The organism is Edaphocola flava (assembly GCF_004118155.1).
Taxonomy (GTDB): Bacteria; Bacteroidota; Bacteroidia; order Chitinophagales; family Chitinophagaceae; genus Edaphocola; species Edaphocola flava.
Window position 1 is genome coordinate 550,308 of record NZ_SAIQ01000002.1, and the last position, 20,395, is coordinate 570,702.

Annotated in this window: 15 protein-coding genes; 6 read left to right on the forward strand and 9 right to left on the reverse strand. The window is 43.8% G+C overall.

The features are described from left to right. Nucleotides 1–19 precede the first annotated feature (19 nt). On the reverse strand, nt 20–454 hold the full coding sequence (locus EMP01_RS08670; protein ID WP_129021113.1) for a hypothetical protein: 435 nt from the start codon (nt 452–454) through the stop codon (nt 20–22). 69 nt (nt 455–523) lie between these two features. After that, nucleotides 524–895: a DoxX family protein gene (locus EMP01_RS08675; protein ID WP_129021114.1), complete on the reverse strand. Its 372-nt coding sequence runs from the start codon at nt 893–895 to the stop codon at nt 524–526. 87 nt (nt 896–982) lie between these two features. Here EMP01_RS08675 and EMP01_RS08680 point away from each other — a divergent pair, with 87 nt between their 5' ends. Then, nucleotides 983–1,339 (forward strand): winged helix-turn-helix transcriptional regulator, encoded by a 357-nt coding sequence (locus EMP01_RS08680; protein ID WP_129021115.1) that lies wholly within the window; start codon nt 983–985, stop codon nt 1,337–1,339. A 13-nt stretch (nt 1,340–1,352) separates the two neighbouring features. Here EMP01_RS08680 and EMP01_RS08685 read toward each other — a convergent pair whose 3' ends face one another. The 3 genes from EMP01_RS08685 to EMP01_RS08695 all read right to left on the reverse strand — a co-directional run bounded on the left by EMP01_RS08685 (nt 1,353) and on the right by EMP01_RS08695 (nt 4,178). After that, nucleotides 1,353–2,780, reverse strand: a complete 1,428-nt coding sequence (locus tag EMP01_RS08685; RefSeq protein ID WP_129021116.1) for a hypothetical protein — start codon at nt 2,778–2,780, stop codon at nt 1,353–1,355. 67 nt (nt 2,781–2,847) lie between these two features. Continuing rightward, nucleotides 2,848–3,678 carry a carboxylesterase family protein gene (locus EMP01_RS08690; RefSeq protein ID WP_129021117.1) on the reverse strand — a complete coding sequence of 277 codons (831 nt, stop codon included), beginning with the start codon at nt 3,676–3,678 and terminating at the stop codon, nt 2,848–2,850. Between the two features lie 107 nt (nt 3,679–3,785). Beyond that, nucleotides 3,786–4,178: a hypothetical protein gene (locus EMP01_RS08695; protein ID WP_129021118.1), complete on the reverse strand. Its 393-nt coding sequence runs from the start codon at nt 4,176–4,178 to the stop codon at nt 3,786–3,788. A 914-nt stretch (nt 4,179–5,092) separates the two neighbouring features. Here EMP01_RS08695 and EMP01_RS08700 point away from each other — a divergent pair. The 4 genes from EMP01_RS08700 (at nt 5,093) to EMP01_RS08715 (ending at nt 15,217) form a co-directional block, all read left to right on the forward strand. Beyond that, entirely contained in the window at nt 5,093–7,396 is a 2,304-nt protein-coding gene (locus tag EMP01_RS08700; RefSeq protein WP_129021119.1) for a beta strand repeat-containing protein, read from the forward strand. Between the two features lie 92 nt (nt 7,397–7,488). Further along, entirely contained in the window at nt 7,489–8,877 is a 1,389-nt protein-coding gene (locus tag EMP01_RS08705) for a hypothetical protein (RefSeq protein WP_129021120.1), read from the forward strand. 1,238 nt (nt 8,878–10,115) lie between these two features. Beyond that, nucleotides 10,116–13,994: an Ig-like domain-containing protein gene (locus EMP01_RS08710; RefSeq protein WP_394345058.1), complete on the forward strand. Its 3,879-nt coding sequence runs from the start codon at nt 10,116–10,118 to the stop codon at nt 13,992–13,994. Between the two features lie 101 nt (nt 13,995–14,095). After that, nucleotides 14,096–15,217 (forward strand): T9SS type A sorting domain-containing protein, encoded by a 1,122-nt coding sequence (locus EMP01_RS08715; RefSeq protein WP_129021122.1) that lies wholly within the window; start codon nt 14,096–14,098, stop codon nt 15,215–15,217. A 107-nt stretch (nt 15,218–15,324) separates the two neighbouring features. Here EMP01_RS08715 and EMP01_RS08720 read toward each other — a convergent pair whose 3' ends face one another. From EMP01_RS08720 to EMP01_RS08735, 4 genes are all read right to left on the reverse strand, one after another. After that, entirely contained in the window at nt 15,325–15,813 is a 489-nt protein-coding gene (locus tag EMP01_RS08720; RefSeq protein ID WP_129021123.1) for a hypothetical protein, read from the reverse strand. Between the two features lie 23 nt (nt 15,814–15,836). Then, nucleotides 15,837–16,529, reverse strand: a complete 693-nt coding sequence (locus tag EMP01_RS08725; protein WP_129021124.1) for a hypothetical protein — start codon at nt 16,527–16,529, stop codon at nt 15,837–15,839. An 86-nt stretch (nt 16,530–16,615) separates the two neighbouring features. After that, entirely contained in the window at nt 16,616–17,179 is a 564-nt protein-coding gene (locus EMP01_RS08730; RefSeq protein ID WP_129021125.1) for a hypothetical protein, read from the reverse strand. A gap of 28 nt (nt 17,180–17,207) precedes the next feature. After that, nucleotides 17,208–18,188: a hypothetical protein gene (locus EMP01_RS08735; RefSeq protein WP_129021126.1), complete on the reverse strand. Its 981-nt coding sequence runs from the start codon at nt 18,186–18,188 to the stop codon at nt 17,208–17,210. Nucleotides 18,189–18,349: 161 nt separating this feature from the next. Here EMP01_RS08735 and EMP01_RS08740 point away from each other — a divergent pair, with 161 nt between their 5' ends. Continuing rightward, complete coding sequence (locus EMP01_RS08740; protein ID WP_129021127.1) at nt 18,350–20,020, forward strand: B12-binding domain-containing radical SAM protein; 1,671 nt, start codon at nt 18,350–18,352, stop codon at nt 20,018–20,020. The last annotated feature ends 375 nt before the right edge of the window (nt 20,021–20,395 follow it).

Sequence of the window (20,395 nt, forward strand, 5' to 3'; positions counted from 1 at the left end):
TGAAAGTTAAAAAATAAAATTATCCGCTGATCCATTGGACAATTGTTATCAGACCAATAATGGTGGATGTAATAAGTAAAAGCATTATGAGTATACATCCATAGCCAAGCAGCTTACCCCCAGTATCTGAAGATTCTATTTCTGGAGGGACAGAAGTTCTTTTTTCTTGTAGTATTTGAATATGATTAATAAACACTTCACTATCGTCTTCCAGCCATTCTTCTGTAATATCAAACCAATGAGGCAGGGATGTTTTTTCATTTTGGTTTGACGCTTTCAGTAAACGCAATGCAAACAGCCGCAACCCTTCCTTATTGGCACGGATATAGCTCTCAGTATGGTGCCCATTTTCTGACCCAATTTTGAAATATGCATCGTGCACTAGTTGTGTTTCCTCCAGTTTATCAATAAGCTCTTGTAATTGTTCTTTTTGCATCGCAACTAATTGTTGCATACAAATGTAGGGTAAAAACAAAGTGCATAACCAGTGTGGACGATTATGCACTTGCTATTTATACACTTTTTATTTCGCTGCAACCAATCGCTGCTTCAGTTCGGGGTGGCGCAGCAGGGTGGCAATCCAGAGTACAACCTGTACGGCAACGGCCATAGCAATCGGTTGCTGATGCTGCAGATGGGTCGCAATAGCCCCGCCCATATAGGCGATCAGCAGCAGGGCTCCGAGCAGACCGGTACGGGGTACCAAGAACAGGAGCAAGGACAGGATCTCTACCACACCAATAATACGATAGGTAGCTGCATCCATCCCGGCTGCAGCGGCTTGCTGTACTGCCGTTTCGTTCAGGCTGAGTTTCATAAATGCGCTCATGGCAAATAATAAGGCTAATACGATGGTTAATACCCATCCGGTAATGTTCATTGCTTTTTGTGACATGTTTTATTGTGTTTTGTTTGTGGAGGCAAAGCTCTGTATATTTGCTATACTTTAGATAGCTGTTACAAAAAGAATAGTAGTTACAAAATGGATAGTATTGTACATAACTCAGTGACCTGTAAAAAGGCCCGTCTGGCCATAAGAGATACCCTTGATGTGATCGGAGGTAAATGGAAAATGGTATTGCTGACTATCCTGATGGATGGTAAAAAGCGCTTCCTGGAGCTGAGCCGCGAAGCCGAAATCTCGCCCCGCATCTTATCAAAGGAATTGCAGGAGATGGAACTGAACGGTCTGGTAAGCCGTACGGTATGTAATACCAAACCCGTTACCGTAGAATATGCGTTGACACCATACAGCGAAACGCTGAAGGAAGTGCTGGAGGCCATGGGCCGCTGGGGGCAGCAGCACAGAGAGCGGATAATAGAGGAAATTGCGCAATAGCGGTCTGTAAAGGCTATTTTTTCATAGACTGATAGATCGGACTTTCTTTCATTGCCTTCTTTTTCTGTTGCTCTATTTCTTTAAATATTGTAGAAAAATCACCTTCGAAGTTGGCCTTCAAGTCTTTTACACCTAATTGTTCCAGGCAGTACAGGTATTGATGCAATGCATCTTTCTGCATGTCTTTTTCGCTATAAGGAATAGTGAGCCAGAAGAGCTGCGCAGCAAAGTCATAAATGCCCAGATCCGATGCAATCATGGCATACTGGTACACATCCTGTAGCTGTTGATCTTCATTCTTAAACAATTTGCTGATCTCTTGTCTGCGTACGATGAGGTAAGCACCCCTGCCATTACTGGCATGTACATCCATATGGTATAGTGGATTGTGCTTATAAATATCTTTTTTAGCTTTAGCCCAGTCTTCACCATCCGTTGCTTCTATTTGTCGCAAGGCGACCTTCTGAGCATGTTCAGAATAGTATTTTTCATAAAGGGCCCAGGCCGAATTTGGATATACCTTCAGGATATCATTATATATAGCAATTGCTTTTATGTAGTTGCCCCGGTCATGGGCGGATATACCTTTTTCTATGGCAATACTCAATTCATTGTGAAAGTTGCTGAGTCGGTCTTTTAATTCATCCAGGTATATAGCAGAAATGGATTCTTTGTCGGAAAACATCCTTACGATCTCAATGTATTTCATAGCTTGGTCTAGCTCTCCCTGTGCAACAAGCGCAGCAATTTTAGTTGTTGGGATTAGTTGGTTGCCAGCGCCCATTTCCATGGTTGCACGCCAGTAATCCGGGTTTTTACTGGTGAATGCATATACATCCTGTTCCTGTCCAAAGCTGGTTGTGCTGGCTTTCTTGCCAAAATTTTTGACGCCTGCATACTGGCTTTCTGCGATAAGCTCATAAGCTGTTAATACGGGCAATACCTCTTTGAGTGCATACTCTTTATTGAGTTGCAATTTGGTAGCTAAATCTGCATTTACATAAACACTCTTCTTTTGCTGAACAGGATTTTCAAAGCCTGTAAAATCAGTAGCTGTTTCCGGGCTGCTATGTACAGCGATGAAAACCGGGAAATCGACCAGTCTGGTATGCTCCAGCGGAATAGCATGCAGGTCATTAAGTATTTTTGCTTCTGCAGCAGTAGGTAATGCCGGACTGGAGTAACATTTGTACGTTGCTGCACCGCTAGTATGTACCGTTAACAGAATGCCTATTTTTTGCTCAGGCGCAAAAAGGTCTGATAACCCTTTGCAATATTCTGTTACCAGTCCCAGGGATGCAATAAATTTATCCTGGTCAAGGTTCACCGCTCCGATACGATCATTATCTAACAGTTTAATGACTAATGCATCATTTTCCTGAGCGAAAGAAGGACTGCTGCATGCCAACAGTACAGATAAGGCGAAATACTTGAGCTTCATGTAATAGGTATGTGAACGAATGATTTATTTCGTGCGCAATATACTCTTTGCTCTATAAAATACTTATCTATTTTGTATTTATTTTTTGCCGGAACAGCCACCTGGGAATCGCGTCTGAGGCTAAGAATGGAATAGTAATATTATTATGATTTAACTCAGTATAAGTCGTGAATATAAGTTGTTTATTCCCTTTTAGTTTATTGAACAGGTATACGCTGCCGCTATAGGGATTATCATCATCCTGTTGTCCGTGAATCAGCCAGATGGGCTTATGGCTAAATGCTTTAAGATTAGATATGTCCGGTACTGCAGCGATAGAAACCATTGCTGCAAAACGTTCGGGGGCAAGGCTCATCAGGTTCTGGGCAGTAGAGGCACCCATAGAATACCCTACGAGGTATATCCTGCTGCGATCTATGTTTGGGTATTCCTGTTCCAGTTTATGAAGCAAATCCAGTATAGCGGCTACATCTGCTGACGGTGCGGATAGCTGTATGCCTTTGTCAGGATGATAATTAGATGAGCGCTGTGCAAATTGCGGGGCCAGTACAAATGCCGGAAACCGTTCCTGTATTGCTGTTCTGAGCCAGGTCCTCGCCAGCGGATCTAATTGTAATTCATTATCCACACCTATTTTTCCGGAGTTGTGCAGCATAATTACGAGCGGATATTTCCGCAACCTGTTCATATGTCTAGGCAATAATAAACGATAGGGTATAGTGATATCCTCAGCAGAAAATGAACCTTTAAGAAAGGGCGCAGCAGACAATTGTAGTACTGCTGTCCTATTACGGGCTATGGTCAGGCTATCGGGCTTGTCCTGCCTGAATACATGCTGCTGTGCAGATGCCAGACCGGAACATATAAATACAAAGTAAAGAAGAAGTATTTTTCTCATCAGGTTAAAAATTGAATACTTTCAGAATGTTGGCTTTCTTCCAAAACTAAGCCTTGTATATTTTAGCAGGTATGTTCTCAGATCCTTTATCGAAAACAAATAAGTGCCTACTGCCATTTCATGCAGTTTACCGGAATAATGAAAATACTGCATACCTCCTGATCGTTGTGCAGGGCGGGTTTCCAGCCCTTTATGCCCATGAGTTTATTGCGGAGCATGGCCTCACAACGCTGACTTAATGCGGGTTTGCGGAAATGGACATCAGCTACTTTACCAGTAGAATCTATGGTAAGTTCGAGGTACAGTTTTGCATCGGGCTCTTCTCCCTCTGACCGGCATTGGGTGATGACCTCTGTAATAGAGCGAAATATATATTGCTGCAGCGAATCATTTGCATAAGAAGCGGGGTACTGCACTGCACGGTAAACGGTATCGCATACCTGTGCCTTTGCGGCAATACCAGAAAAAAGTATAAAGCATGAAAGTAAGACAGACTTCATATGGGTAAATATAATCAGAATTTAAACATGGTTCTGATATAATTGGCAGAAACTAAAAGCGCTCCTGGAAAGGAGCGCTTTTTTAAGCCTGTAATGAAAAAGATAGAATTGACTCAATGAACAAATAGATGCATATTCATTGAATGTTCTCTGGGACAAAAGTAAGGCCGTGCAATAATACGATGCGCATTCTGACTACTATCTTAAGTACTGTTTTTGGTTAGGAAATATGTAATGATGTACGCCTGAAAAATATAGGCTCAATAGCCTGTTGTTTGTTTAAAATGTTGAACACGATATTCTTAAGGGGAATGATCTGCTTATTTATAAGACACATAATGTTTCCCGATTCATTATCACAGCCCATACAAAAGAACTGTATACGTGAGATGGCCATGCTAAACGGTGTACAGATCCATACTCCTCGTGCGCATCGGTATGATGCCTGCTTCTTTCCTCGATTACCAATAATATGCTTTAGTAGGTATGATCCAGATCTGCATAGATGCGGTGTGTATCAATCTGCTTTCATATAAATTTTACTCGTCTTCAATCATCAGGTTTTGTTCATAAATGGCCGAAAGCCCAGAACGGCTGACTGGGAAAAGGTATGGTTTGCAAACCGTTTTCATAACGACTTGTTACAGCCAAATTATAGGTAATAAATCATAAGTAATTGAATGTCATATTATGGATCTTATAAATGCTTCAAATAACATTTTATTAAGGCCCTAACTTTTGTACTGTTTTGCGAAACCCGCTCCTACACTTGGTTTTTGACAGCCTGAGGCAGTCTATTTTTGTCCCCAAATTGAATTTATTAACCGAAGTGAATAAACTGATTGGCCTAAAAGAAGGATGTCATTGGTCTGTTTGAACAGAGGGGATTTAAAAACAATTACATACGATTTAATATGAAAAATAAAACAATTACAAAGATTACGGTGCCCGTATTATTATTGGCAGGAAGTACATCACTTCAGGCTCAGCAAAGGGTCTCGGACGGTACGGCCAATGCGGCCATTAACCCTGCTGCGGTCCTGGAACTGCAAAGCAACAATAAAGGATTTTTACCCAGCAGAGTAGCCCTGACCGACCGCTTGCTGTGGACGCCGATGACTGGCAGCCCTACCAAAGGTATGGTCGTGTTCAATACTACTACCGGTGGCGCCAATGGTCTGGATACAGGTCTTGTAGTATGGGAGGGTAAATGGAACCCCCTGAGTTTTAACAGCAGTACTGCCGCAGGTGATTTCTGGCGTTTGAAAGGCAATGCGGCTACTACGCCACCTACAACCGTAGGTACTGCGGTAGGGGCTGCCAATTTCTGGGGTACTACAGATGCGAAGAATCTGGCCCTGGGTGTCAACAACATCACCCGCATGATCTTCGATCAGAACGCAAATGCAGTGGGTGGTGCAGCAACCAGTGCCGGATCGCAATACAGCTTCATCTGGGGACAGAATGATACGGTAGGTGCCGGTTCTAACCATTCCTCAATATTCGGTCTGCAAAACAAGATCAATGCCAGTACATCCAGTTTTGCAACGGGGTATAATAATGCCCTGACCAATAGCCCTAACAGTACCATAAGCGGTAACAGCAACATCCTGTTCAATGCAGGAGGCTCCGCAGTATCGGGCGATGGGAATAAGGATAGTGCCACTTATACGATTGTGGCAGGGCGTAATCATACCATTGGTGGCAATGCACTGGGTACAGCCGTTTTCGGGCAGAGCCATGTGTTGTCAGCAACTGACATGGGGCAGAGCCTGGTGAGCGGCTCCGCCAACACCCTGACCGGTGGCAATACATGGACCAACGTAGTAGGGGGGCAAACTAATAATATCAATACCGCTATAGCATCGGCTGTTTTTGGCAGCGCCAATAAAGACAGCTCAAGCTATACCCTGGTTGCAGGTAGTGGACACAGCATCAGTGCTAATGCCAATAACTCCGCGGTCCTGGGCAATACAAATAAGATTGCCGTTACCGCAGGTAATGCCAGCTACTCTACCGTTTTAGGCAATACCAATACCATTACCGTTACCGGTGGCAATGCCGGGGCTAACCTGGTAGGTGGTAACCATAATATCGTCAATACGGCAGCAGATGCCTACTCATCCATTATTTACGGCTCCGATAACCGTATGAGCAATGCAAAGGATGCAGCTATTTTCGGTGGCTCCAATAAGGATACTTCCAATTATACATTCATCAGCGGATTCAACAATGTGATTGGTACAGGTTCTGCCAATAGTGGCATTATCGGTACCGCTAACCAGTTGGATAGCGGTAGTACAAGCACATTGGTAAGTGGTTGGAATAACGATGTAAGCAACAGTGATAACGCATTGATTACCGGTAAGTACAATCAGGTAACCAATGCGCATACTGGTGCAGTACTCGGTGATGGAAATATAGTTGATGGTGCCGGTAACGGAAATCCTTTTGGGATTGTAGCCGGCCAGGGCAATCAGCTGCATGGCTCTAACCAGACCGCTGTATTTGGTTTCGGGAATATCGATTCCGGAAGTTATAATATTATGAATGGTAAAGTTAATAAGACAGGTTCTGGTACAGGAATGAGCCTGATCATCGGTGAAGAGAACTATTTGGTAAATAGTCCTGCTTACTTTATTTATAATGGTAGTTCTTTAGGTACAGGGTTCCCTTCTGGTGTGCAGACAGAAGGCGGCCGCGACTTGGTGAGCGGCTTTGGGAATACTGTAGGACAGGGCTTTAGCTTCAAACAGGGTAGCAATGCTACAATCGGGTCATATAATAACGTGTTTGAGTCCAACAGCAACCTGGTAGCGGGCTATAAGGACACCGTTTCCGGCTCTAATTTCTCTTCCCTGTCGGGCTTCCGGAATACTATGATCACGAGCAACGGTGCGCATATCGCGGGTGCAAACAATACACTAACTAATGCTAACCTGTCTAATGCCCTGGGCAGTAATAATACCATCACTAATGCCGCGTACAGTACGGCTATTGGCCAGAACAATACGGTAACGCAGAATAACAGTATGGCCCTGGGTACTAATGCCACTACAACCCAAAGCGACCAACTGGTGCTCGGCTTCAGTAAAGGGATGGTCTTGCCAAAATCGGCGACCGCACCAGGCAGCCCTGTAGAAGGCCAGGCGTATTACGATACAACCCTTCACAAACTGCGTGTATGGGACGGTACCACATGGCAAAATGCCTGGTAAATATAATTGAATTGTAATTCACCTATCACCACTTGAAAATCGATTCAAACCAATAACCTCATATTAATTATAATACAATGAAATGTACACCTATGAACCTGCTTTTGGCAGGAGTTTTACTGATGTGTGGCAGTCCTTTGCTCGCACAGCAAAGGGTATCTGATGGTACTGCAAATGCTGCCATCAATCCTAATGCAATACTGGAACTGCAGAGCAGCAATAAGGGATTACTGTTATCCCGTCTTGCCCTTACTGCCACTAACGTGGCGAGTCCGCTTAATGCCCATGTCGCTGGCATGGTCGTATACAATACGGCTACTGCTGGTAGTGGTAATACAGCCGTTAGTCCGGGGTTTTACTACAATGACGGTACCCGATGGGTACGTGTAGTAAATGCCGGCGCTATTGCCAGCCTTGCCTGGATACAAGATGGTAATAATAATGGTGCCCTTAAGACAATTGGTACCAACGATAACTTCGACCTGCCTTTTGAAACCAATGGTACGGAAAAAATGAGGTTAGGCACTAATGGTGGTCTGGGCCTTGGTACCTCAGCACCGGCCTCCATTTTGCATATAGACAATGACAATAGAGGCCCCCTGTATGATGATGTTTGGGTACGCTCTTATAACACTACCGGTGGCAGTAATACATCCGGCCTCTACCTGAGCAATGCCCGTGGTACAAGTGCAGCGCCACAAAACCTGGGTAATAATGATGGGTTGGGTAACATTAGCATGCAGGGTTATGTCAATGGCGCAATTTCAAACCTGAGCGTCATTAATGCAACCTATACGGGCAACGGTACGAACCCGAACAGTAACCTGCAGTTCAGTACCAGTGGCACTACCCGGATGACACTCGATGATAAGGGTTTTGTGGGGATCAATACGACAAATCCCGCCACAAGGCTTGATATTGAGAACGGCAGCACGAATGGTGCTATTAAAATCGTAGATGGTACACAGGGCTTAAATAAAATACTTACGTCCGATGCCAATGGTGTCGGTACCTGGAAGCGCTCTGCTGTAGATATCTATTATGCGCCTATTGGTGCAGGTGTCAATGTTCCAGCCAATAGCACCACGCCACAGTATACAGGTACTTCGGTAACCCTGCCTCCCGGTAAATGGCTGGTAGATGTCACCATGCTTATGTCCAAAGGTAACGGCAGCGTAACCTTCACCGCGGGTAATGAGTCCTGGTGGGTGCGTACTACTTTCGGGAACAACAATAGCAGTTTTGCTCAAAGTCCGGACATTGTTGGCTCGAGTACCCTCATCAGTGGCAGTTTGGGCAGTAATGCTCCTTATGCGATTATGAAAGGTTCTTTAGTGATCAATAATACCTCTGGTGCCAATAAGACCTATTACTACTGGGCGACTGGGTATATGCATAACCTGAATGCTACCGGTAGCCTGGCTTTGTTTGGCGGCGGTACCTGGGCAGAAAATGTGATTACCTATCAAAGTATTAACTAAAATGCCGCTTCCGGCCTTTTGTACACGTTTAAAAAAAGACAATGAAAACAACATTTTATAAACTAATTGCGGCCCTTAGTCTGGGTCTGGTCTCAACTGGCCAGGCAGCAGCACAGAGTGCCGTGACGCGTATGGGCACATACGATGCCGGAGGTACTATAGAGTACAGCCAGTATCTGTATATTGGCCCCGGTGCGCATATCACCATTCCTGCCGGGCAGGAATGGGTGATCGCCAGTCAATACGTGTTTATCGCACCTACCGCTGTGATTGATGGCGGTGGTAAAATGATCCTGGATCATCCGGGAAGCATTGGTGCTCTTGCCGAGACCGTAGCCTGGAGCGGACAGCCCACTACTATTGACGGTGGGGGCAGCAAAATTCTGGCACAAGTCATCCAGCGTAACCCTAACAACCTGGTTTTAGGTGCAGTATCTACTGCGCCATCTATGGGCGATATCAGTACCGCTAATACAGACCACACGCTTTATATAGGTAATAACTTTACCTGGGCGACGACATTGGGCAATGGTTCAGCTGTCAGTGGCAATGATGTGCTATTAGGGGCTTATGACCTTCGCTTCAGCAGTACAGCTACTGAAACCGGGTACCGTCCTGCTGCTTTTGCAGTAACTGCCGGTAACGGACATGTAGTGAAAGAGAGCTATACTGCTGCCTGGGTATATCCTGTAGGGATCGCCGAAGGGGATTATACACCCGCTACGGTGAATCCTACCGTTGCGAATACCGTACATGTAAACGTGGCCAATTACACCACTTCTGTACCGGTAGAGAACTTCAATAATACCGGTATGCAACGTACCTGGAATATTTATGGCGATGTAGCAGGCAGTACCACCAATATCGCACTGCAACATAATAGCACGACGAATCAGTCGGCCTTTAACAGCTCAGGTAACTATGTAACGCAATATCAGGGTACGGGCAGCTGGCAGGTAAATGCACAGGGTGCCAGTATTGCTGGTGTACCATCTGCAGGTACCGAGTTGCGTAACCGTGATTATGCAGCATTGGCAACCAATACTGCTGCAAACCAATCTTACTACATTAAGGCAAGTGAGCAGGGTATGGATACCGATCCTGACTTTAACATCACATACATCAACACTCCTGTAACAGGTAATGTATCAACGAATGATGATGTACCAGTTGGCAGTACCTATGGTACACCAGTAGCACAACCGGGTTATACCAATCCAAGTACAGCTATGCCGGTAATGAACCCTAATGGTACGTATAGCTTCGTGACATCTGTTCCGGGTGAATACAACTTCCTGGTTCCGGTATGTTATAACAGTGTATGTACCAACGAACTGTTGAACATCACTGTACTGGATAATAACAAACCGAACCCTCCAGTAGCGAACAACGATGTAACAGAGACGCCACAGAACACACCGGTAACTGTTCCTGTATTGGGTAATGATAAGCCTGGTACACCGGGTACAATCCTGCCTCCGGGTAATGTAGTCGTGATCGATAATAACCCAGGTGCGGGTACAACCCCAGCCGGTGGTACGACCACTGTTAATCCTGACGGATCGATTTCCTACACACCGCCAACCGGCTTTACCGGTACGGATACGATCACGTATAAAATCTGTGATAACGGTACACCATCAATGTGTGATACTGCACAGGTATATGTAACGGTAGATCCAACAGGTACACCGAATACAACTACTGCAAATGACGACTATGTAACAACCAATCCATCTACATCCGTAGGCGGTAATGTATTGACGAATGATCATGATGCAGAAGGTAATACGCAAACGGTAGTAGCACAAACGACTACGATTCCTGGTAAAGGTACCCTGACACTAGGTAGCAACGGAGCGTACACTTTTGTACCTGTTACTGGTTTCAATGGTCCTGTAGACTTCCCATATGCAATCTTCGATAATGGTAGTCCTGTAGCTAGTGATACAGCAACCCTGCATATCCTGGTGAGTAAACCATTAGATACCGATCCTGACTTCAACACGACATACATCAACACTCCTGTAACAGGTAATGTATCAACGAATGATGATGTGCCAGTTGGCAGTACCTATGGTACACCAGTAGCACAGCCGGGTTATACTAACCCAAGTACAGCTATGCCGGTGATGAACCCTAATGGTGCATATAGTTTCGTGACCTCTGTAACTGGTGAGTATAACTTCCTGGTTCCGGTATGTTATAACAGTGTATGTACCAACGAACTGTTGAACATCACTGTACTGGATAATAACAAACCGAACCCTCCAGTAGCGAACAACGATGTAACAGAGACGCCACAGAACACACCGGTAACGGTTCCTGTACTGGGTAACGATAAACCGGGTACACCGGGTACGACCCTTCCTCCGGGTAATGTAGTCGTGATCGATAATAACCCAGGTGCGGGTACAACCCCAGCCGGTGGTACGACCACTGTTAATCCTGACGGATCAATCTCTTACACACCACCAACCGGCTTTACCGGTACGGATACGATCACGTATAAAATCTGTGATAACGGTACACCATCAATGTGTGATACTGCACAGGTATATGTAACGGTAGATCCAACAGGTACACCGAATACAACTACTGCAAATGAGGACTATGTAACAACCAATCCATCTACATCCGTAGGCGGTAATGTACTGACTAACGATCATGATGCAGAGGGTAATACACAAAGTGTAGTAGCACAAACGACTACGATCCCTGGTAAAGGTACCCTGACACTAGGTAGCAATGGTGCGTACACCTTTGTACCGGTTCCTGGTTTCAGTGGTCCTGTAGACTTCCCATATGCGATCTTCGATAATGGTAGTCCTGTGGCCCGTGATACAGCAACCCTGCATATCCTGGTGAGTAAACCATTAGATACTGATCCTGACTTCAACACGACATACATCAACACTCCTGTAACAGGTAATGTATCGACGAATGATGATGTGCCAGTTGGCAGTACCTACGGTACACCAGTAGCACAACCGGGTTATACCAATCCAAGTACAGCTATGCCGGTGATGAACCCTGATGGTACTTATAGCTTTGTTACTTCTGTTCCGGGTGAATACAACTTCCTGGTTCCGGTATGTTATAACAGTGTATGTACCAATGAACTGTTGAACATCACTGTACTGAGCAACAATCAACCGAACCCACCAGTAGCGAACAACGATGTAACAGAAACGCCACAGAACACTCCGGTAACGGTTCCTGTACTGGGTAATGATAAACCGGGTACACCAGGTACGACCCTTCCTCCTGGTAATGTTGTAGTGATCGACAATAACCCAGGTGCTGGTACAACCCCAGCTGGTGGTACGACCACAATCAACCCTGACGGATCCATCACTTACACACCACCAACCGGCTTTACAGGTACGGATACGATCACGTATAAAATCTGTGATAACGGTACACCATCAATGTGTGATACTGCACAGGTATATGTAACGGTAGATCCAACAGGTACACCGAATACAACTACTGCAAATGATGACTATGTAACGACTAATCCATCTACTTCCGTAGGCGGTAATGTACTGACTAACGATCATGATGCAGAAGGTAATACCCAAAGCGCAGTAGCACAAACGACTACTATCCCTGGTAAAGGTACGCTGACACTGGGTAGTAATGGTGCTTACACCTTTGTACCGGTTCCTGGCTTCAATGGTCCTGTAGACTTCCCGTATGCGATCTTCGATAACGGTAGTCCTGTGGCCCGTGATACAGCAACCCTGCATATCCTGGTTAACAGTTTGAATACTTCTAAAACGGATCCGGATATGAATGTTACTTATGTGAATCTTCCTGTAACAGGTAATGTATCGACAAACGATGATGTACCAGTTGGCAGTACCTATGGTACACCAGTAGCACAACCGGGTTATACCAATCCGAATACTGCTATGCCGGTAATGAACCCTAATGGAACGTATAGCTTCGTTACATCTGTTCCGGGTGAATACAACTTCCTGGTTCCGGTATGTTATAACAGTGTATGTACCAATGAACTGTTGAATATCACAGTGTTGGATACTACAATGGGTGTTCATAACCCACCGGTAGCAAACAATGATGTAACGGAAACGCCACAGAATACACCGGTAACGGTTCCTGTACTGGGTAATGATCAGCCGGGTACACCGAGTACGACCCTTCCTCCTGGTAATGTTGTAGTGATCGACAATAACCCAGGTGCTGGTACAACCCCAGCTGGTGGTACGACCACTGTTAATCCTGACGGATCGATTTCCTACACGCCACCAACCGGCTTTTCAGGTAAGGATACGATCATGTACCAGATATGTGATAATGGCACACCATCTATGTGCGATACCGCAATAGTAGTGGTAACGGTAAATCCTCCGGGCACGCCAAACACAACTACAGCAGTGGATGACTATAGCGTAACAACCAAGGGAAAAACACTGAACGGCAATGTACTGGCGAATGATCATGATGCAGAAGGTAATACCCTAACCGTAGTAGCGCAAACCATTGCGATCTCTGGTAAAGGTACCCTGACGCTCAATACAGATGGTTCTTATGCATTCGTACCTGCTTCCGGATTTGTAGGTGCTGTAGAATATCCGTATGCGATCTTCGATAACGGTAGTCCTGTGGCCCGCGATACGGCAACCCTGCATATCCTGGTAGGAACTGCTCCGGATTTTACACCGGTTGTTCAGATCGATGCCTTAAGCTTCCCAGCTGCAGGAGACAACAGAGACTTCGTGGTTAATATTGTTGAAGTAGCCAATATGATTAGTTTAGGTCAGGTTGCCTTCCGTATTCCGAAGCTTTCCGCCTTTACCATTACTTACGGCGCAACAACGACAACATCTAATGTCAGCGGAGGTACTACAGTATTTAATAACGATTGGATCATCACGGAAACTTCAAGCTACATATTATGTACGCTTAAACCTGGTAAAGTGATTAGTCCATATGGTTACTCTGCATTAGGATTCAATATAACCCGTAAAGCAGGTATTGCTGCAAATACCAGTCAGCCGATCAATGCAATCATTATCGCTGCAAGTGGTGGAGATAGCAATAGTGCAAATAACAGTTCACAAACATCAGTTACGGCAACAAACCCATAACGGTGTAAATTTTTAAGGTGCCGCCCGGGAGAAGAACGGAGCAGAAGGATAGGGCGGCGCCTTTATTTATCATTAGGATTTAACCAAATAAATTAAATAAAATGAGACAGAATTTTTCAAAAACCATTCTTACGGCCCTTACGGCTTTGTTTTTACTGAGCTTCACGCCTTTCTCCGGCCGCGCGCAGGACGCAGATCCATGGATATCCATTCTGGCATATCCACTAAATGGTGCTCAGATACCAGTTGGAGGTAATGGTCAGATACAGGTAACGACCGGTAATATAGGAATCACTACAGATATTGTAGCCAATTCATTAGAAATTACATTATCTGTAGGGGGTAATGTTGGCATTACAGGCCTGGATCTGGTTAATAGCGATCCAAGATGGTATGTATATTCACTTACCCCAGGTACAAACGGAACGATTAAATTGCGTAATAATGCAACCTTACCTGTTTTCGATATCCATGATGTATGGATAAACACAACAGGTCTGATCGCAATGCCGATTTTTCAGACCGTTACGGCCAATATCAGCTATGTGATTGATCCTGCGCCGACCTTTAAAAATCCGCTTACCGGTGCACCAAGTGTTGCTCAAGGTAACCAGCTTATTGGTAATGACAACTCTACAACAAGCTTTACCGTATTTACACCGCTTCCAGTAACCCTTTCAGCTTTTACGGCTGAAGCCGATGGGTGTGCAGCAAAACTGAGCTGGACGACTACTGAAGAACGCAATTTTGATCATTTCGCAGTAGAAAGCAGCTCTGATGCCAGAACATTTCATACGATTACAACCGTAAAAAACAAGAGCAGTCTGAACGGAAGCACTTATGCATACGTGGCAGAGCAGCCAACCGGCACGATTTATTATCGACTGAAAATGATTGATGTAGATGGTCAGTTCAAATTTAGCGATGTAAAATCGGTGCGCACAGACTGTAGTGGCAAAAATAACTGGACCGTATATCCTGATCCGGCAAGAGAAAATGAGCCTGTGCATATAAAATTCACAGCTACTAATGGTATAAAAACCGTACAGGTTAAGGCCGTTGATGCAATTGGCCGTATGGTGATCAGCAAACAATATGATGTAGTTGCCGGGGAAAATAACTATGTATTACCTGCACTGGCAAATGGTACTTATATGGTTTCTTTGATTGATGCATATGGCAACCTGATTGACCAGACACAAAAACTGGTGATTGCAAAATAAAATAGTACATCATCTAATGTGAATATAGAGGGTGCTTAATTGCATAGGGAAGGTATTTTTATACCTTCCCTTTTACTATTTTGTGCAATTAATGCAATTGTATCATACTAAGATTTCAATATCGTAAGCAGATATTTTTTAGCCAGGGCTTCTTTTGCTGCAGTGTTTAGTACATTCTGGCCTTTACTGTCTGTTATTTTGATCTCCGTTTCACGCCAGCGATCCTCGTTTAATGATTGCATGCGGGTAATTTTATCCGCCTCACTGGTAAATAATTTCCAGCAGGACGATGCCGCCTTGCGATCCTGTTCCAATACACCATCTTTCAGTTCCAGTCTGAGGGCAGTTCCTAGCCCGGGTATACTGATCTGTTGCCAGATATACTTACCCGGAGTAGAGTGCTCTACGGGTGCATGAAGTGTTTTAAATAGTTGCTGTATCCAGTGATCCTGGTCTTCCAGTAACATTATGGAACGTAATGTATCCGTTTCGCGATATTCCTGCTTCCAGCCTAGTTGCGGCGATTTTTGTTGTGCCTGAAGGCTCTGTGTACCAAGCCCCAGTAGGAGGGTGGTCAAAGGAATTAATTTATGCATAGTTTTAAGTTTACAGCAATATACTATTTTTTAGTATACGTTTGTTCGCTATTGCTGTTAGAGAGCACAAACTGCCGGTCTGAGATAATCGCTATTTTACCTTTATTAATAACGGTATTGCTGATCACCTGGTTGTATAGGCGAGGGTAGGTATAAAGTAAGATCTCTGTAGCTTTGTTGATTGGCTGTGTGAGCTCAAAAAGATAATTATTCGTGCCCGGGGCCAGTTCGTCCTGGTCGCCCGCCAGTCTCAGGAAGGCCGTTTCATACAACAGTGAGTCCGTAATGGTGTAGTGGCCATCACCTTTAAGTTCCGTAAGGCGCAGTACTTTTTTATCCTTATCCAGTAATTCCAGCATAATGTATTGGCCATATACCGCTGGCTGCTCTACAGCAGAGGCGGCGCGATATACCGTAATGGTTACCGGTCCGCTAGCTTGTTTAGCAGCCCTTTTAGTACGGGCTTTCTGCACTATTTTGCCCGGTACATCTTTATCATAAGTCAGGTAGAGCGAGTCCTGCTGAATTGTGTAGGTGCCCTGTCCGTAATAGGTACCCCCTGTATTTTCGCCTTGATTGCTGAACAGATTGTTGTCGGTAAATATCAGGCTGTCCTGCCCTGAACCATCGGCAGTATAGGTGCCCGGACTAATGGTTTGTGCATGGGTAATAAATGCCGCACAACATATTGCAAGTGCCAATTGGATAAATTTCATAGTATATCGTTTTGGTGTAAGTCTAATGTAATGATATTTCTATGAAATGTATATTTTATAATGTGAAAGTTGTGTTTATGTAAATATTATTTGTGTTTTCCTATTAAAGGCTTTAATTCTTGGGCAAATGCATATTCAATAACAGACATTAAATTGGCCATTTCAAGTTCAAACTCAAGCACATGAAACTGTAGTATTAAAGGTAAATGTGTTGTCCAATAATAAAGTTGAAGTCCCTGTGTTTGAGTATTTTTAAAGTATCCCATATGCTGAATTACACGCCCCCAGAAAATACCTTTGACCTTACCTACATAAAGTACTTTAGTGTTATAATTAATGCCCTTTTTTATTGCAGGGGTTGCTTTAGGGTTTTTAGTTTCTTTATATTTCTGTAAAGAATCAATGACTAAATTGTTTTGAATATCGGAGACAATCTCTATCCAATATAATACAGGGCCATTTATATTCTGAAGCTCTTTAAATAGCTCTTCAAATTTTGGAGATTTACGTATATCTATAGAGTTGTAATCTTCAAGATCAGAAGATTCGAGATTAAATGAAAATTCGCTTTTAACACCCGATTTTCTAAAGTTTTCTAGGTTGTCAATAGTCTTATCTATAAAATTGTTTAAGTATTTAATGTGTGGCATGGTATCGTTAATTTTGCATTATGAAGTTTTATTGAATTTGCCCGACAGGCAAGAAGCCTGAAGTTTTCTTAAAATTCATATTATGTATGAAATTGTTCATGCTATTAGATGGATCAAGTTGTTTCATATTCAATTTTTCCAGCGTTTCAGGATACGCTTTTATCGAAAGTATAATTTGCTTTTCTATATGACCTGATTCAGAGTTAAGCATTTCAGCATGAGCATTAATAACTACATACTCTACTGGAATATGTGCGAAGGTTTCTCTGGCAATACGTAATACTGCACTACATATATGGTCCTGGTAAAGCTCATAGAAATTGCTTTTCGACATAATCTTGCGAGACAGTTTACCTGTTGTAGTCAATTTTAACTCATAATCAGGGATGATCTGAGCACCATTAGTATCTAAATCGATATTTATAAAATTAGGATTGAAGTAGAAACTGATGTTCGTGCCTAAGTCATTTATATCTGCAAATGGCTCAAAATATTTAATGACTTCCAGATATACTTCTGGTTTTTTATTAATAATTCCTTGAGCCATTTTATTTAACATTTCCCATTCGGTTACATCTTCATTATACTGTTGGATTAAATTCTGGAAATGAAGCTGATCTTTACTTATTGCTTCTTTTACATTTTCTTCTAATTTTCGAATTTTGCGCTTGGTCATACCTAGCATTTTATGAAATGTTGAAGGTTTAAAGTTGCTAAGTTTGTGCTGAGCTGTTTTTTCATGATAATGCTCATTTTGTGGCATTATTGGCTTTATGACATTATTTATTTGAAACCAGTCTATTTTTTCACTACAATCCCAATGAAGCGTTTTTAAAACTGTTACATATTCATTCCATGTATCCACCGATTCAGTTGCATTTTTTAGTTCAAATTGCTTCTGTTGCTCTTTAAATTTTTTAGCCGCTTCTCTGTTGCGTCTTTGATGTTCTCTTTCTGCTCGGTTGGCTGCTGCATTCATAGAGCGTACAAATCCTCTTAATGTTGTCATTGCATTTATTTGTTTTTAATAAACATAATTAAGGCATAGCTTATATTAAAGGGTGTTTTTCCCGTATCTCTGACGTGCTTTTTCCGCTGGCAGCTCATTTAGCTTTTTTACTTCCCCCATTTTCCGTACACCATTCCCATTTCCCTTAGTATCTTTGCCGCATGCCCAAGGTATTGCTCACGACGCTGAATGCGAAATATATACATCTTAATCTGGCCATCCGTATCCTCTACGATCTGAACAAGGATAACGGTAATGCCGATCTGCACATGCATGAGTTCACCATTAAGAACGACCCAAAGGAGGTAGCTGCATACTGTGTCGATTATGATGTGGTGTGCTTCAGCTGTTATATCTGGAATATTACCCAGACCCTGGCGGTCGCAAGAGAGATCAAGGCCCTGAACCCGAATACAAAAGTATTGCTGGGCGGACCAGAAGTGAGTTACGAATGGGAGCCGGTGATTGCAGAAGATGCAGTAGATTATATCATCGCTGGAGAGGGAGAGATTCCGTTTGAGCATTTTGTGCGCCAGTACCCGTATGTATCGCTGGTGCCGAACCTGATTTATAAAGAAGAGGGGCAGATACATTATAATAAGCAATCCGTACAGTTTGATGTAAAGCTGCTGGAGGATCGTAATCCTTACCAGTACGATACCGCTGAGGAACTGAATAATAAAGTCTGTTATATAGAGACCAGTCGCGGATGTCCGTACAAATGCGAATTCTGCCTGGCCAGCCTGGATAATAAAGTACGCTACCTGCCCATGCAGACCATTAAGGACAATCTCCTGTACCTGATGCAGCGCGGCCGTACCATCAAATTCCTTGACCGAACCTTTAATATCAAGAAAGATTTTACCCTCGATCTGTTCCAGTTTATCCTGGATCATCATCGTCCGGGCAATGTATTCCAGTTCGAGATCACGGCTGATATTGTGCATCCAGACATCATTGCCTTTATACAAGAGAAGGTGCCACCGGGTCTGTTCCGTTTCGAGATCGGTATACAGACGGTTAACCAGCAGAGCAACCTGGAGGTAAGCCGTAAGCAGAACTTTACCAAAACCTCGGGTGTGGTACAATCGCTGCAGAACAAGATCGAGATGCACCTGGATCTGATTGTAGGCCTGCCGCTGGAGTATATGGCCGATCTGAAATACAGCTTTGAAGAAACCTTCAAACTATATCCGCCGGAACTGCAATTGGGTTTCCTTAAATTCCTGAAAGGCACACCCGTGCGTGAAAAGTACGAGCAGTACGATTATGTGTTCGATCCGGAGCCTCCGTATCAGATCATCCGCAGTCGCTTCCTCAGCGAAGAAGAGCTGCATAAAGTAACGCTGCTGGAGAATGCCCTGGAAATCTACTGGAATAAAAAGCGTGCCTGCAATGCGCTGAAGCATATTACGGCGCACTACAGCATCTTTGACTTCCTTATGGGAGTGGGCGAGCGTTTTGTCGAAAAACATGCTTTCCATAAGCATACCCTTAAGCAGGTGTATGAAGTAATTCGTGATTATATACAAGAGTTGTATCCACAGGATACGGTGCTGGCAGAACTGCTGGCCCTGGATTATTATACCTTCTACAAAGTGAAACCACAGGATATCTTTGAGCTGGAGGCCGACAAGGCTGAGCGTTTTAAAGTGATTGAGAGCTTTGGCCTGAACCATCACAAATACCGTTTTGCAGTATTGCCGGTACATTTCGACACCACGATTTATATACAGGATGGGGCAATACAGCCTAAGCTGGATTACCTGATCATCCAGTTTGACGGACAGGAAAAGGGCGAGGTGCTTTGCGCCGATCTGCAGTACTTATAACTTACGTTCCAGGAGTATTAAGCAACCTTTAGTCATTGCCCTTCGAGTACCTCAGGGTACGAAACTTTCGGCTGCAGAGGCTCCGAAGAGTTGATACAATTACTATAGCTGTGCTGAAACAGGAAGCGATCCGTATAGAACAGATCGCTTAGGAAGGCCTTATAAATCCGGCGCCAAGAAAATCATTGGCTCGGTCGATAAAGTCGGAAACCACTGTTTGAGCGCAGCGAGTCTGGTTTTTGACCGGCCGACACATTGATTTTTAGCCAGGGATTTATACAGCCTTGATTTTTTGGCGGTACCTTTTGCATCAAGGCAAAAGGTAGCAAATTAAAACGTTCAGAAACTTACTTCTTAAGGATATTCAATAGATAA